Annotated in this window: 14 protein-coding genes; 3 read left to right on the top strand and 11 right to left on the bottom strand. The window is 32.0% G+C overall.

What is annotated here, in order from left to right:
- Nucleotides 1-28: 28 nt before the first annotated feature.
- The 3 genes from AC5SLZ_RS01475 to speB all read right to left on the bottom strand — a co-directional run bounded on the left by AC5SLZ_RS01475 (nt 29) and on the right by speB (nt 4,114).
- Entirely contained in the window at nt 29-1,477 is a 1,449-nt protein-coding gene (locus AC5SLZ_RS01475; RefSeq protein WP_028036427.1) for an NCS1 family nucleobase:cation symporter-1, read from the bottom strand.
- Between the two features lie 220 nt (nt 1,478-1,697).
- Nucleotides 1,698-3,134: an aldehyde dehydrogenase family protein gene (locus tag AC5SLZ_RS01470; RefSeq protein WP_494615863.1), complete on the bottom strand. Its 1,437-nt coding sequence runs from the start codon at nt 3,132-3,134 to the stop codon at nt 1,698-1,700.
- Between the two features lie 20 nt (nt 3,135-3,154).
- A complete protein-coding gene (gene speB / locus AC5SLZ_RS01465) occupies nt 3,155-4,114 on the bottom strand; it encodes an agmatinase (RefSeq protein WP_028036425.1) in 960 nt (319 codons plus the stop codon).
- 50 nt (nt 4,115-4,164) lie between these two features.
- Here speB and AC5SLZ_RS01460 point away from each other — a divergent pair, with 50 nt between their 5' ends.
- Genes AC5SLZ_RS01460 through AC5SLZ_RS01450 form a run of 3 tightly spaced genes read left to right on the top strand, consistent with a single transcriptional unit; the run spans nt 4,165 to nt 6,062 of the window.
- Nucleotides 4,165-4,893 (top strand): putative zinc-binding metallopeptidase, encoded by a 729-nt coding sequence (locus AC5SLZ_RS01460; RefSeq protein ID WP_494615861.1) that lies wholly within the window; start codon nt 4,165-4,167, stop codon nt 4,891-4,893.
- Between the two features lie 2 nt (nt 4,894-4,895).
- Entirely contained in the window at nt 4,896-5,540 is a 645-nt protein-coding gene (locus tag AC5SLZ_RS01455) for a peptidylprolyl isomerase (RefSeq protein ID WP_028036423.1), read from the top strand.
- 54 nt (nt 5,541-5,594) lie between these two features.
- Nucleotides 5,595-6,062: a thioesterase family protein gene (locus AC5SLZ_RS01450; protein ID WP_494615859.1), complete on the top strand. Its 468-nt coding sequence runs from the start codon at nt 5,595-5,597 to the stop codon at nt 6,060-6,062.
- On the opposite strand, the gene AC5SLZ_RS01445 is transcribed toward AC5SLZ_RS01450, so the two are convergent.
- The 8 genes from AC5SLZ_RS01445 to AC5SLZ_RS01410 all read right to left on the bottom strand — a co-directional run bounded on the left by AC5SLZ_RS01445 (nt 6,063) and on the right by AC5SLZ_RS01410 (nt 15,620).
- Nucleotides 6,063-8,285: a 3-hydroxyacyl-CoA dehydrogenase/enoyl-CoA hydratase family protein gene (locus tag AC5SLZ_RS01445; RefSeq protein WP_494615857.1), complete on the bottom strand. Its 2,223-nt coding sequence runs from the start codon at nt 8,283-8,285 to the stop codon at nt 6,063-6,065.
- Nucleotides 8,286-8,338: 53 nt separating this feature from the next.
- Entirely contained in the window at nt 8,339-9,193 is an 855-nt protein-coding gene (locus AC5SLZ_RS01440) for an ABC transporter permease (RefSeq protein ID WP_028036420.1), read from the bottom strand.
- A gap of 2 nt (nt 9,194-9,195) precedes the next feature.
- Complete coding sequence (locus AC5SLZ_RS01435; RefSeq protein ID WP_028036419.1) at nt 9,196-10,443, bottom strand: ABC transporter permease; 1,248 nt, start codon at nt 10,441-10,443, stop codon at nt 9,196-9,198.
- 69 nt (nt 10,444-10,512) lie between these two features.
- Nucleotides 10,513-11,634 (bottom strand): extracellular solute-binding protein, encoded by a 1,122-nt coding sequence (locus AC5SLZ_RS01430; protein WP_028036418.1) that lies wholly within the window; start codon nt 11,632-11,634, stop codon nt 10,513-10,515.
- Nucleotides 11,635-11,759: 125 nt separating this feature from the next.
- On the bottom strand, nt 11,760-12,845 hold the full coding sequence (locus tag AC5SLZ_RS01425) for an ABC transporter ATP-binding protein (protein ID WP_028036417.1): 1,086 nt from the start codon (nt 12,843-12,845) through the stop codon (nt 11,760-11,762).
- A 39-nt stretch (nt 12,846-12,884) separates the two neighbouring features.
- Nucleotides 12,885-14,051, bottom strand: coding sequence for a M24 family metallopeptidase (locus AC5SLZ_RS01420; RefSeq protein WP_494615854.1), 1,167 nt, complete (start codon nt 14,049-14,051; stop codon nt 12,885-12,887).
- A 4-nt stretch (nt 14,052-14,055) separates the two neighbouring features.
- A complete protein-coding gene (locus tag AC5SLZ_RS01415; protein ID WP_028036415.1) occupies nt 14,056-14,799 on the bottom strand; it encodes an aspartate racemase/maleate isomerase family protein in 744 nt (247 codons plus the stop codon).
- Nucleotides 14,800-15,038: 239 nt separating this feature from the next.
- The gene (locus AC5SLZ_RS01410; protein ID WP_028036414.1) at nt 15,039-15,620 is read right to left on the bottom strand and encodes a hypothetical protein; all 582 of its coding nucleotides are present in this window, start codon (nt 15,618-15,620) and stop codon (nt 15,039-15,041) included.
- Between the last annotated feature and the right edge of the window lie 161 nt (nt 15,621-15,781).

Raw genomic sequence — 15,781 nt, 5'->3', positions numbered from 1 at the left:
AACTAAATAACTAAAAAGAGAGTTTTAGTTATCTTTTTGATATAGCTAAGTGAACTACAGCACCTAACGATGCTCCAATTATCCAAGCATATCCCCCGCCGCCGCCTAAGTTAGCGAAGAAATCACCTAATCCTAAAACTAGAATGTTTGGCCATACAGTACCAACAGCAATGTAACCTGAAAGTATCCAAGCCAACATTCCTTTGTAGTTAAAGCCACCATTGTAATGATATTTCGCTTTAGGACTATCATCAAACAATGCGTCTACATCTAATTTTTCTTTTTTAATGATATAATAATCAACCATCATGATACCAAAAACTGGTGCAAGAATTGCGCCTAAAGTATTAACAAATGGAAATAAACCCATTTGAGTAATAACAGCAACCCACATTCCACCAATTACAAAACCAAAACCAGCAGTTATTAGTCCGCCCGTTTTAAAATTGATTTTGCTAGGCATTAAGTTTGCTAAGTCATACGCAGGAGGTATAAAGTTTGCAACCATGTTAATTCCAACTGTTGCAGCAAAGAAAGCAAATGCAGCAATAATTGTTAAACCTAGATTATCTACTTTAGCTACCATCTCAGTAGGACTTGAAACATACTCACCAAAAATAGCGATTGTTCCACCAGTAATCATTAAAGTAATAAAAGAGAATAAAATCACGTTTCCTACTAATCCCCATAGGTTACCTTTTTTCATTTCATCTTCGTTTTTAACAAATCTAGCGAAGTCACCAAAATTGATTACTACTGCAGCAAAATATCCAACCATAATTGAAAATACAGCTAAGAAAGCTCCAAATGATCCCAAACCTTCGAAACCACCAGTTCTTTCACCGCCAGAGAATATAGTTCCAACTTCTGAAAATAATCCTCCACCAGCTTTAGCCCAGATAACTATCATTAATAATATCATAACCGCATAAACTGCAGGACCAGCAAAGTTTAAAAACTTTTTAACAAGGTCAACACCTTGCCAAAATAAATAAACTTGGAATGCTGACACAAATATAAATGAAACCCACATTACACCTGTCATACCAAGAAGCATAACTTCACCTTCAATACCAGTGATACCAGTAATTAAAAGTGCTACAGCAGTTGATGCTGCATAAGTTTGTGCTCCATACCAAAACATTGCAACAAGACCTCTAGCCATTGCTGGAAAGTTTGCTCCAAACACACCCATACTGACACGAGCGAATACTGGATACGGTATTCCATGTTTTACACTTGGTTTACCTGACAAGTTTACAAGCCACATTATAAAAAAGCCTGCAAGAATTAGTGCGGCAAATACAGCCCAGCCATTTAATCCTGAAGCTAAAAATAAGGATGCTGCCAAAGTATAACCAAATAAACTTTGAACATCATTAGCCCACACGTTAAAGATTTCGAACCATCCCCAATTTTTTTTACCTTTTGGAGTTGGAGCTAAATCTGAATTGTAGAGTTTTGACGATCTACTCATATTTTTCTCCCTTTATTTTTGTTTTTATATTCAAGTGATTTAGTACATCGACTCAAACGTTAGTGCGACGTTATGTACTTTATAAGGTAGTGTAAACAAAAAAGATGAGCTGTTTAGAGATGTTCTAGAGTAAAACTTATTATAATTAACTAAAAAAAATTAAAAAACCTAATTTGAACAGTTGGAAATTTTTTTTTAAATTTAAGTATTTTAGATGGAATTAGTCGTTCCAACCACTTACCACTTTAACTTCAAGATATTCTTCAAGACCTAACTTTCCAGCTTCACGACCAATACCAGAATGTTTATATCCACCAAATGGTGCATCAGGTGCTAGACCAGCACCATTGATATCAACCATTCCAGATCTAAGTTTTCTTGCAACTCTGTTTGCTTTTTCTTGATCTTGGGTTTGAATAAAATTTAAAAGACCATAAGGAGTATCATTAGCAATCGCGATTGCTTCCTCTTCTGTTTCAAAAGGTATAATTGATAACACTGGTCCAAAGATTTCTGTTCTTGCAATCTGCATTTGATTATTCACATCTGCAAAAGCAGTTGGTTTTACAAAGTAACCTTTATCTAAACCATCAGGTTTACCCGTTCCACCAGCAACTAATTTTGCACCTTCATCTATTCCAACTTGAATTAAAGATTGAATTTTATCAAATTGTGTTTTTGAAACCACAGGTCCTATATGATCACCCTCTTTTGTTGCAACATCAACTTTCATTGAATTTGCAAAATTTTTAACTCTTTCAACGGCTTCATCATACATTGATTTTTCAACTAACATTCTCGTTGGAGCATTACAAGATTGTCCTGTATTTCTAAAACATCTTAGTGCTCCTCTTTCAACCGCTTCAGCATCAGCATCTTTGAATATAATGTTTGCTCCTTTTCCACCCAGTTCTAAACTTACTCTTTTAAAATCTTTTGCTGCATTTTCGGAAATTAAAGCACCTGCTCTCGTAGAGCCTGTAAATGAAACCATGTTAACATCTGGATGGCTAGTTAAAGCATCGCCTGTTACTGCTCCATCACCATTCACTAAATTAAAAACACCTTTGGGTAATTTTATTTCATCAATCATTTCAGCTAAAATCATTGAAGATAATGGTGCTATTTCTGATGGCTTAAGAACCATTGTACATCCTGCTGCAATCGCTGGGATCACTTTTAAACAAGTTTGATTCATTGGCCAGTTCCAAGGGGTTATTAATGCACAAACTCCTTTTGGCTCATGTAAAATATTATTATTAAGCGCATGCTCACCTAATTTTGCTTCAAACGTATATTCTTTTAAAACTTTTATATAAGATTTTATATGACTTGCTCCAGTTCCAGCTTGTAATTGATTTGAAAAATCAATTGGTGCTCCCATTTCAAGAGTTATTGCTTGAGCCATTTCAGCCCATCTTTTTTTATACACAACATAAAGAGCCTCTAAATATTCTAATCTTTCTTCTTTTGAAGAAAATGCCCAAGTCTCGAAAGCTTTTGTAGCAGCACTTACAGCATCATTTACATCTTCAATTCCACCTAAAGATATAACTGCACATTCTTCTTCTGTTGAAGGATCTATTACTTTTAAGTCATTAGGTTTTTTTGGAGAAACCCATTCACCATTTATATAAAATTTTTTCTTATCTAACATTTTGAGAAACTATCCTTTCTTTATGATTTTGCAAATAGATTTGTTAATTCGTAAACAATTGTTGCGGCAGCAAGTGAGGTTACTTCAGCATGATCATATGCGGGTGAAACTTCGACTACATCAGCAGAAACTAAATTTAATCCAGATAACCCTCTTAATACATTTACCATTTCTCTTGTAGTCATTCCTGCAATCTCTGGTGTGCCTGTTCCAGGTGCAAATGCTGGATCAAGTACATCAATATCGATTGATAAATATAAAGGATTATCACCTACTCTTTTTTTTATTCTTTCAGCAATTTTATCCGTTCCCTCTGTTTGAAATTCATCGCAGTGAATTATCTTAAATCCAAAACTTTCATCGTTTTTAATATCATCTCTACTATAAAGTGGGCCTCTAATACCAACATGCATTGAAGCATCATCTAAAAATAAACCTTCTTCTCTCGCTCTTCTAAACGGAGTGCCATGTGTATAGGGTGCTCCAAAATAAGTATCCCAGGTATCAAGATGTGCATCAAAATGAACTAATGCAACTGGTCCATTACATTTTTTATTAATCGCTCTAAGAAGTGGTACAGCAATGGTGTGGTCACCGCCTAAACTAATTATACCTCCTACTTTATTTAATAATTCTGTAGCACCCACTTCAATTTGTTTAATAGCTTCATCAATACTAAATGGGTTACAAGTAATATCCCCCGCATCTGCTACTTGTTGAACCTTAAAAGGTTCGACATCATAACTTGGATGATAATTGGTTCTCAAATGTCTTGAAGCTTGTCGAATACTTTGTGGGCCAAATCTTGCACCAGGCCTATAACTTGTGCCAGCATCAAATGGTACTCCTACAATTGCAACATCACAACTTTCAACATCTCTTAATTCTGGCAACCTTGCAAATGTTGATGGACCTGCAAATCTTGGAACTTTTGTTCCACTTACTGGTTGAACTGGATTTTTATTTCGCTCTTTTTTCATTTATAAACAAAATGTACCACATTCTTTTTAAATCGAATATCATCTAAATTATGCATATGAGGATTTTTAAGCTAGTTTTAATATCATTTTTTTTAATAACATCTGCAAACTCTAATTCTATTTATAATCTTATTAAAATACCCAATTTAGAAATCTATGAATTAAAAACACCCAATAAACTTAGGTATTTCTATGCAGCAAAACCTTTTAGACTAGGAGTTCAAAAGAATATTGTATGTAATAATTCAGACCAAAAAACTTATGATAAAAAATATCAAATAATATCTAACAATTTAAATCGATATTCAAAAGAGTTTTTGAAAAAGATTAATCTTAAATATATTGTCATGTGTGAAAACCTATCTATTTCAGGGATAAATACAGCTGGAATTCCAGATCATGTAATGAAAACACTAATTATAGATTTAAAATTTAATGAAAAATACTTTGAAAGAGTAATCCACCACGAGTTATTTCATATTATTAATGATGGTTTTAAAAAACTGTTTAATGAGGATGAATGGAAAAAATTTAATCAGCCAAATTTTAAATATGCAGAATGCTCAACTTGCTCAAAGAAGCTAGGTCTTGATACATATAACAAAACAAATGGTTTTTTTACTGAATACTCGATGACAATTCCATCTGAAGATATGGCAGAAGTATACTCGCATTTAATAATGGGGAATTATAAAAATTCAGATGATAAAATTCTGAATGAAAAAATCAAATTTATAAAAGATAAATTAAGAAAAATTGATAGTACTTTTGTATTTTAAAAATGATTAAAAAAGTTAAAGCCTCACTACATGAAAAGTTAATTTTAATATTTCTAATACTATTGGGGGTTTTTGCTTTAAGTTTTGCAGTAATAATTAAAAATAAATGCTTGTTTGTAAAAAATTTTGATCCACAAAAAATTAATTATTCAAAACCAGAGAATATTGTTGTCCTTAATGCTGAGTGTGGAAATGTTATCATTGAACTTTATCCTGAGATATCTCCAAACGGGGTTGAAAGATTTAAAAAATTAATTAATTCAGAATCTTATGACAATGTAGCTTTTCATAGAGTGATTAAGGATAAGCTTGTACAAACTGGTGACATTCAGTTTGGAAAAAAAAATAAAATTGATTATGGAAAAATTGGGACGGGTAAATCTGAACTGGGTACCATTAAATCAGAAATAGATGCTGAATTTAACTTTGATAAAGGCAGTGTTGGTCTCGCAAGGTCGCTAAAATATAATACAGAGGATAGTCAATTTTTTATAATTCTTGATGATGAACCATTATTTGAAGGTGAATACACTCCTATAGGTAAAGTAATTTATGGAATTCAGGTATTAGAAAAAATTAAATACTCTCATCGATCAGAATATGTATTAAGACCAGATTTTGTTAATACTGTAAGAATGTTTAAATAAAATAATTATCTACTTATTATTAATTTAATAATAAGTTTATGTTATAGTTTTAGAATGTCAGTTCATATATCAGACCAAACAATTAAAAAAGAGTGGATAGATTATAATAACCACATGAACATGGCTTACTATGTTTTAGTTTTTGATGATGTTTGGGAGATTATTTTAAAAAAATTTCAAATGGGAGAAAACTCAGCTAAATCAACTAACATGAGCACCATGGTTGTTGAAACTCACACAACATACAATAGTGAAGTTAAATTAGGAGATGAAGTTGAAATTAACCTAACTTTTTTTGATCATGATAAAAAAAGATTGCACTTCAAAATGGAAATGATTGAAAAATCTTCAAAAAAATTATCTGCTACACTTGAAATGTTATCTTTATATATCGATCTTAAGAAACGGAAAGTTGCTGAATTTGAGCAAGAAAAAATAGATATTATGGATAAATTTATAGCAACCAATAAAGATCAATTTGAAAGTAATAATTTAGTGATTGCTGGTAAATTAAAAAAATAATTAATTTACTAAAGGCTTACCAGTTGCAAGTGTGTGTTTAATTCTATCTTGGGTTTCCTTGGTCTCGATTAGCCTCATAAAAGCATCTAATTCCAATTTAAAAAGATCATCTTCAGTTAAAGTTTTATCAATTGTTGTGTCTCCACCACTTAATACATGGGCTAGTTCTTGTGCTACTTTTAAACCATGATCTAAAATTACTTTGTCATTATATAATTTATCTAAAATCTTATTCATTTCAGGAAGAACTGTTTTTCCTGGAAGATTAAATTTTGTCTCTAATGGAGCTTTAAAGTCTTTATTATTATTCAAAATTTCTTTTGAAACCTCAAGCAAACTATTTCTATTCATAATTTTTTTGTCTTCAGGTTTTAAATATTTCATTGGTTCCGCTTCAATTGGTGAGGTTGCAGTTTTACCGTAGCCAATAATATCGAATACTTTAAGGGGTGCGTAATTAGGATCATTTTTAGCCTCACTGGTATCAAGCCATCTAGCTAACATTTCTTTACATCCTCCACCTGCTGGAATTAATCCAACAATAGTTTCAACTAAACCAACAACAATGTTTGTATGTGAGACAACAAAATTACTTTGAACCATTACTTCAAATCCACCGCCAAGAGTTAAGCCTGATGGTGCTGAAATTACTGGATGATCTGAATATTTAAGATGTTTGCATGTTTCTTGAAAATATTTAATAAATTTTTCAATAGATTTAAAATCACCTTTATCTGCAAAATCCATTGTGTAAGTTAAATTTACTCCAGCAGAAAATTGCATACTCTCATTGATAATAATTAAAGGCTTATCAGTTGCTTTTTTAAGCGCATCCATTGAATCATAATCAAGTGCGTTAGCTTTGGTGGTAAATTCAACAATATTATAATCATTGAAACGATAAATTTGAGCTGAATTATTTCCATCAACACTAATTGCTTTCTTTTTGACTTTTCCTAAAGTTTCAATTTCAGTATATTTTTGTCTAGAGCCATAAAAATCTTGATTCTTAGTTTTAGATAAATTTTCTAAAAACTCATTTCCTTCAAACTCATCAATTTTATTAAAAAAATCCTCAACACCAATTTCTTCTAACATTTCAAATGGACCTTTAGTCCAGTTAAAGCCTAGTCTCATCGCTTCATCTATGTCATTAAAATCTTTAGTAATTCCAGGAACTAATGAAGATGAATATTGTATAATTTTTGAGATAACTGACCAGGCGTACTTACCAAATTTATCTTCTCTTGAGATTAAAGATTTTATATCAACTTTATCAGAGCCTAAATTAATTTTTTGACTGGTAGAATACTCACCGGTTTCAAGGTTAATTGCTTCCATAACCTTTGTTGCACCAGTTTTGTTCATTCGGTAAAAACCACCCTTACCTTTTCGGCCAGTATAACCCGTTTCAATTAATTTTTTAACAAGAGGGATTTCTTTTGCAACTTCTTGAAAAGGATCATTTTCAGACAGTTCTTTAATAAAACTCTTAAGAACATCAGCCATTAAATCTATTCCAATTAAATCATAAAGGCCAAAAACTCCTGTTTTTGGAATTCCCATTGGTCTTCCAAATATTGCATCCGCTTCCTCAATACTTAATTTCATTTTAAAAGCTTCAGTCATTGCAACTTGCATTGCAAAAACACCTATTCTATTTCCTAGAAATCCTGGAGTATCATTACAAACAATTGCTCCTTTTCCAAGCTCCACTTCACAAAACTTCTTTAAAGAGTTTATTTTAGCTAAATCATTATTTTCATTTTTAACAATTTCTAATAATCCCATATACCTCACGGGATTAAAAAAGTGAGTGATACAAAAATCTTTCTTTTCTTCTGTAGTTAATTTTTCAGATAAAACTTTAATAGGAATGGATGATGTATTCGATGAAACAATCGCTCCCTCTTTTCTATTTTTGAAAATTTTTTCGTAAATATTATGCTTGATATCAATTCTCTCAACTACCGCTTCAACGACCCAATCAGCTTCTTTAACCACATCAAAATTATCATTAATATTACCTACTTTAATATTTTCAATTTGTGATTTATCTAACAGTAAAGGTGGTTTTGACTTGAATATTCTATCTCTCGCTTTTTCAGATATTTCTGTTGTAAGATCCAACAATGTAACAGGTACATTTGCATTGCATAAATGAGCTGCAATCCCACTTCCCATCGTTCCTGATCCAATTACTACAACTTTTTTAATATCCATAATTTAATTTTGAAAGGAAATTTATATTGAAAAAATATAATTAAGTAAATTAATTATCTATTAATTCCTCTTAGTCTTTCAGATCTTCTTCTTAAAAGCTCTGCACTAACTAAGATTAAAGTAGACATTACAATCAAACATGTCGCAACTGCCATAATAGTTGGGCTTAATTGTTCTCTTAATCCTACCCACATTTGAATTGGAATAGTAGTATTCTCTAGTCCTGCTAAGAATAGTACAACTACAACTTCATCGAATGAAGTTACAAAAGCAAACAAGGCTCCTGAAATAACTCCAGGCATAATTAATGGTAATGTAATTTTCATAAATGTGTTTACTGGATTACTTCCTAAGCTTGCAGCAGCACGTGTTACACTGTGATCAAAACCTGTTAATGTTGCAGTAACCGTGATTACTACAAACGGAGTTCCCAAGATTATATGTGATAATATAATTCCTGTATGTGTTGCAGCTAAACCAACTTTTGCCATAAAGAAAAATATTGCTGTACCTGAAATAATTAATGGCACAATCATCGGTGAAATTAGTAAAGCCATGAATGCAGCTTTATATGGCATGTATCTACTGCTTAAACCTAATGCAGCAACCGTTCCGAGAATGGTTGACCCTATTGTTGCAAAGAAAGCAATGATTAAACTATTTTTAGTAGCTAGTCCCCATGGATTTTTAGTTCCATAAATCATGTCCTTGTACCATCTTAGAGAAAACCCTTCAGGATCTAACGCTAACATTTTTGCTGAAAAATGAATGTATTGCTCAGCATTAAATGACAGAGGTAAGATCACAAACAAAGGTGCTATTAAAAAGAAAAAAACTAAACCACAAAAGAATAGGTATGTGTAATGCCAAATTCTATAATTTAAAGGTGTGTGACTTGGTAATGCCATGATTATCCTAATTTAATATTATCTATTCCAACAAGTTTATTATAAATCCAATAAATAGTTAGTACTCCAACTAACAACATAGTTCCAAGAGCAGATGCAAACGCCCAGTCTAATGAACTCTTCATATGATAAGCAATTGTATTACTAATTAATGATCCACTAGCACCACCTACTAATGCAGGGGTAATGTAATATCCTATAGCTAAAATAAATACCAATAGACATCCAGCACCAATTCCTGGAATTGTTAATGGAAAATAAATTTTAACAAATGATATTAGTGGTGTTCCACCTAATGATTTTCCAGCTCTCATCAAACTAGGTGATATAGTTTTCATAACACTATAAAGAGGTAAAACCATGAAAGGTAATAATATTTGGGTCATTGCAACAAAAGTCCCTATTACATTATACATTAATTCTGGCCTGTTATCATCGGCGGCTAAACCAATCCAAACAATTAAATCATTTATGGGTCCCTGTTGCTGAAGTAAAACCATCCAACTAGAAGTTCTAACTAACAATGAGGTCCAAAAAGGAAGTAAGACACAAATCATGAGTAAATTACTGTATTTCATAGGTAGTGTTGCTAATAAATGTGAGATTGGGTAGGCAAGAATAAAGCAGAATATGGTAACCCAAAAAGCTACATTTAACGTTCTTAGCCATAACGTTTTATGTATTCTTCTATCTTCTGGTACTTGGATTATATTTCTATCTTGATCAAATTTTCTATCTACACCTTTTAAATATTTGGCATATGACCAATTTGGAGCTGTATTTTTCAAAGCTATTAAATATTCACTTTGACCCCACCTTTTATGAACTTTGATAAATTGCTCTTTATAATTACCTTCTTCGAATTTACTAATTTTTCTAACTGTTTTTTTTATTAAGCTACTAAAACCACCTTTTTCATAGTTTAATCTTGCTATAATTTTTCCGTAAGTTTTATTCTTTTTTAAATAAGTCAAATCATCATAAAGACCTTTGTAAACAGGCTCATCTGGTAAATCTTTTCCATCCCATTTCTCGATTGCAGCAAATGTTTTAGGAAGCATTTTAGTGATCATTCGATCATCAACACTTCTAAACAACATGTCTCCAATTGGAAAAACGTAAATAATTAAAATAAATAAAAATAATGGAGCAACGAGTGCAACTGCTTTAAGTTTATTTTTTCGTTCAGCTTTTTTTAAGCTGACTTCTAAAGGTAATCCGTCAGATGATAAAATTTGTTCTTTGCTCATAATAAAAAAGGGCAGTTATAAATAACTGCCCTTTCAATATAGTATAAAATACTAATCTATAAAACTAAATTATAGACCAGCTTTCATAGCTTCCCATTTTTCACCGATTTCGTCTTGGTTATCTGCCCAAAACTCAGGGTTCATAAGGATGTATCTTTTTGTGTTAGCGGGTGCTGTTGGCATATGTGGTACCATGTTAGTCTTACCATCTTTAAACCAAGGCTCTCCAGCTTCCATAACTGCGATTGAAGATTTTCTCCAAGGCGCGTATGCAATGTACTTAGCACTTCCAGCTAAACCTTCTGAGCTAGTCATTTCTCTAAGTACTTTCATAGCTGAACCGTCAGCATAACCTGGACCGTCTTTAACTAATGCAAAGTATTCATAGTCAAGAATTTGTCCATCCCATACTTGTACAAGTGGAGTTCCTTCCATTTGCGCGTTAAAGAATCTACCATTCCAACCAGTAGCCATTACTACTTCACCATTAGCAAGTAGTTCTGGTGGTTGAGCTCCAGCATTCCAGAATACACATCCGCCATTTGGATCTTCACATAAAGCTTTAAGTTTGTTCATAGCTCTATCAATTCCACCATCAGCATCAAGTTTTCTGTAAGTTAAGTCAGAACCTTTACCAGGGTTTACACCGTCTGCAGTGATAGCAATTTCTAAGTTAGACATTGCACCTTTGTAAAGAGCTCTCTTACCAGGGAACTTTTTAGTGTTAAAAAAATCTTTCAATGTGCTTGGTTTTTTGTCACCAATTGTTGCATCATTGTAAGCATAGTTCCAAGAGTACAGAATGTTTCCAACTGCACATTTTGAAGGCATACCTGTAAAGAAGTCTTGACTTGCAGGTGTTCCATCTGGAGCAGGTGCAAAGTCTTTGTCAAAATCGAATTCATGGAAAATACCTTCGTCACATCCGATAATTGTGTCTTTTGCGTACACATCGATAATGTCCCAAGTTATTTTTCCAGCTTCTTTTTGAGCTTTAATTTCTGATAATCCACCAGTGTAGTCTACCCAGTTTACAGGTATTCCAAGTTTCGCTGCTGTAGGATCACCGTAACCCAATTTTTGTGACTCTGTGTAAGCTCCACCCCAAGACACTACAGTAACTGCAAATGCTGAAGTTGTTACAGAAAGTACAAAAGAAAGAGCAAGTAATAATTTACTTAATTTTTTCATGTATTCTCCTATTTAACGTTAACGTTTAGTTTTTATAAAGTGATACTAAAACAATATAGGGTAGCTTAGTCAACAGCTGATTAGGGTTAATTTGTCTAATGTTTTATGTGAATAACTAAAAGAAATTATTTAGGATCTAAAGCTCTGCAATCAACACTATTCCAACCGATATTAATTTCTTTACCTGCTTTAATATCCATTCTGTTTGAGCTATTTGGAACTTTTAAAATAAATTGATCATTCCCTAATAGATCTACTCTTAATCTTGTATGATCACCATGGTATATAACTTCTTCAATTTTACCTTTGTGATTGTTATCCATTTTAGTGTCAGAATCAATCAATGCTCTTTCAGGTCTAAGAGATATTGTAGTTTTGTCTCCTTTTGCCTTTGCAACAATAGGATTTGCTAAAATTTCAGTTCCTGAATTTAATTTCACTTTACATTTATCTCCAGATACATCTGATACTTCACCTGCAAAAGTATTGTTCTCTCCAATGAACTCTGCAACAAAAGAATTAACAGGTCTTTCATACAATTCATCAGGGCTCGAGAGTTGTTGAACTTTACCATCGTTAAAAACTGCAATTCTATTGGACATCGTCAAAGCTTCGGTTTGATCGTGAGTAACATAGACAACAGTTACACCAATACTTTCATGAATATGTTTAATTTCATATTGCATACTTTCTCTTAAATTTTTGTCCAACGCTCCTAAAGGTTCATCCATTAAAACTAATTGTGGATCAAATACTAATGATCTTGCAACAGCAACTCTTTGTTGTTGACCGCCTGATAATTGCATCGGCATTCTAGCTTCAAAGCCTTGAAGCGATACCATTGATAATGCCTTATCAACTTTTTTATCTGCTTCATCTTTTGGAATTTTTCTAACTCTTAATGGAAAAGCTAAGTTTTCATAAACAGTCATGTGTGGAAACAAAGCATAGTTTTGAAATACCATTCCAATACCTCTTTTGTGAGGAGGAATATCTGAGATAACTTTATTATCTAAATAAATTTGTCCATTCGTTGGGGTTTCAAAACCAGCCAACATCATCAAACAAGTTGTTTTACCTGAACCTGAGGGGCCAAGCATTGTTACAAACTCACCTTCTTCAATATCAAGATTTAAACCTTTTACGACTAGTTGCTTACCGTCATAACTTTTATCTACATTTTCAAATCTTACAAAATGATCATTAGCCATATTAGTTTAAAACATTTGTTAGAATGATAATCAAGTAATTTATTTGATATGTAATTCTTTGCTCATATTGCAAAATAATTCACTGCCTGTTTCTGTAACTCGTATTGCTTCAGAAGCTTCAACTCCCCAATCACCAAATTGCATCACTGCAATCATGTGAAAACAAACATTGGGCTCTAAAACAGTCATGTCCCCTTTATATATATTAAGAGTATGTTCTCCCCAATCTGGTGGATATCCAATTCCAATTGAGTAACCAGTTCTTGATTTTTTATCAATTCCGTATTTATCCAGTATTTTCCAGAACGCTTGGGCGACATCATCTGCAGTATTGCCAGGTTTTACTGCACTAATACCTGTTTCTAACGCCTCAATAGTTTTCTTCATGGTATCAATTTTTAACTGATCTGGTTTTCCAAGTAATACTGTTCTAGCCATTGGTGCATGATATCTTTTATATACACCCGATAATTCAATAATAGTTGCCTCCCCTTCGACAAATTTATCTTGTGTTGCGGTTAAATGTGAAGCTGATGTCCCTTTTCCAGTTGGAAGTAAAGTTGCAATACTAGAATATTCGCCACCAAATTCTTCTGTTCCATAAAATAATGATTTTTGAATTTCACCTACCGCATCACATTGTCTAACCCCTGGATTAATGACTTCCATAGCTGTCTTCATTCCTTTTTGAGAAATTAATGCTGCTGATTTCATATATCCAATTTCAGCATCAGATTTTACCAATCTTGCCCAATTCACAAGTCTATCACTATCTACAATTTTAGCATTGGGTAAACCTTGTTTAATTTTTTCATGACAAAAAGCTGTGTAATAATGAGCATCCATCTCTACACCTATAGAAAGCTTATCCCACTTTCTCTCTTTAATTATTTGAACTAAATAATCATAAGGGTGTTTAGGCCAAGTATGAATGTAATTTTCATCATAGACAATAATATTTTTATCTTTTAAATAAGTTTTTATATAAGCTCCACCAGAGTCTTGTGCTCTTACAAAACATAAAGGTTCTTCTGCATCTATATGAACGATTGCACATTGAGCATAATAAAAAGACCAAGCATCATAACCAGTTAAATAATTTAAATTATTAGTGTCATGAGAAATTAATAGTTCGATGCCTTTTTCTTGCATCTTCTTTTTAACTTTTGTTAATCTTTTTTTGTACTCTTCTTTTGTAAAATCCATATTTCTAATCTTTAAATAATTGACCAAACCCGTCAATATTTTTATTATAATTTATCTCTTTTAAAGTATCCCAAATCAATGTTTGATTACTTGACAGAACTACTTTGCCTAATTTTTTTTCTAATTTATCTATTAGAGATAAAACAGGAAGAGCTGTGCAAGAAACAAATAAAGCATCACTTGTAGATAAATCTATTTTGGACAATACTTCAAATAAATAGTCTGGATCTACTTTTCCAATATCAAGGTCCGATGCAATATCAAAGTAAGTTAGTGAAACAACTTCAATATTTTCCTTTTTAAAATATTCTGCGACCGATTGATTAATTTCATCTGTGTAAGGAGTAAAAATTGATATTTTATTTATGTTTAATTTTTTTAAAGCTTTAATAGCTGAAGTAATTGGAGTGGTGACTTTAGTATTTGGTTTTGCAAGATTAACTTTATCAAAAATTGAATTATATCCAGCAGCTATTGTTCCTGAGGTACAGCCATAGGCAACACAATCTAATTTTTGATCAGGTAATATTTCTTTAGCAACATCCGTAATATCATCGGCCATTTTTTTTAATGTTTCGTTGGTCAATGGATTATAACAATGGATACGATTAGAAAATAAATCAATTTCCTTTCCATAAATTATATTATTAAAATCTTTTTCAATTCTAAAATCACTTGCAAGAGTAATTAGGCCAATTCTGGGGTTTGGCTTTTCCGTGTATTTTGGTGCAATTTTACCAATTTTCATAAGATAAAGTGATTAAATAGATATCACTTAAATTGTCTAGTTAAATTTAGGTTTTAATTTTATCTTTAACAACTTTTTTTAAGTTTGGATTTAATTCACTAAATGTGAATGTCTTATTTATTAATTATATGCTGAATTTGATTTTATCCATTATTTAAGCATGAGAAAAAAATATTAAGAATAATTATAAATTAATTCTTATTTTTTATATCTCACACTTAAAACATAATAATTTTAAATTAGAATAAGAAGCCTATAGAAAAAAAACTAAAGTCTGTAACACCTGCTAAATCACTATAATGTGTAAACGAGTATCTTACATTGTCTTCTTCATAACCAAATCCTATTAATGGACCTGTTCCTTTTGCTTCTGCTGTCACAGTGTAAGCTGTACCACCAATGGTTAAGGTTGCTGCACCATCCATTGTTGCAGAATGTATTCCTGCTTTACCAAAAAATCCACTTGGGTCTTTAACTACACCAGATATATCAAATCCATACACATCATAAGACTCGGTTGCCGATGATCCTGAAATTGTATATTTGGCATCAACTGATGAAGTTTGAAAATAGCCAGCCTCTATAGAAACATCTGAAGTAAGTCCATAATCACTAAACACTCTTCCTACGAAAGCTCCTTGATCGTATACGACTGTAACTGTAGATCCTGATAAATTTGCAAGTTCTTGTGCTGTTTTTTCTGCTTCCAAGTCAACTGGACTCCATCCAAATTCAGCACCCATTCTATATTCTCCTTCAACTGCACCTGCAATATTTAAAGAAGAAAATAAAAATAAAAATAAAATAACTATTTTTTTCATATTTTTTACCTTTTTTTAATTATAGTTATAATTTACCTTTTTTTGTCTACCGCACAATAAGTTTTATCCTTTCATCTAGCTTTTTAATTATAGTAAAAATTTTTTGTTAAAGAACGACACATTACTCGTTAAAGTAGTAAAAGTAATTCTCGAAAAAAGAT

The organism is Candidatus Pelagibacter sp. PS_06 (assembly GCF_059418045.1).
Note: the sequence above shows the minus strand (reverse complement) of the source record. Positions and strands in the feature narration are given on the sequence as shown.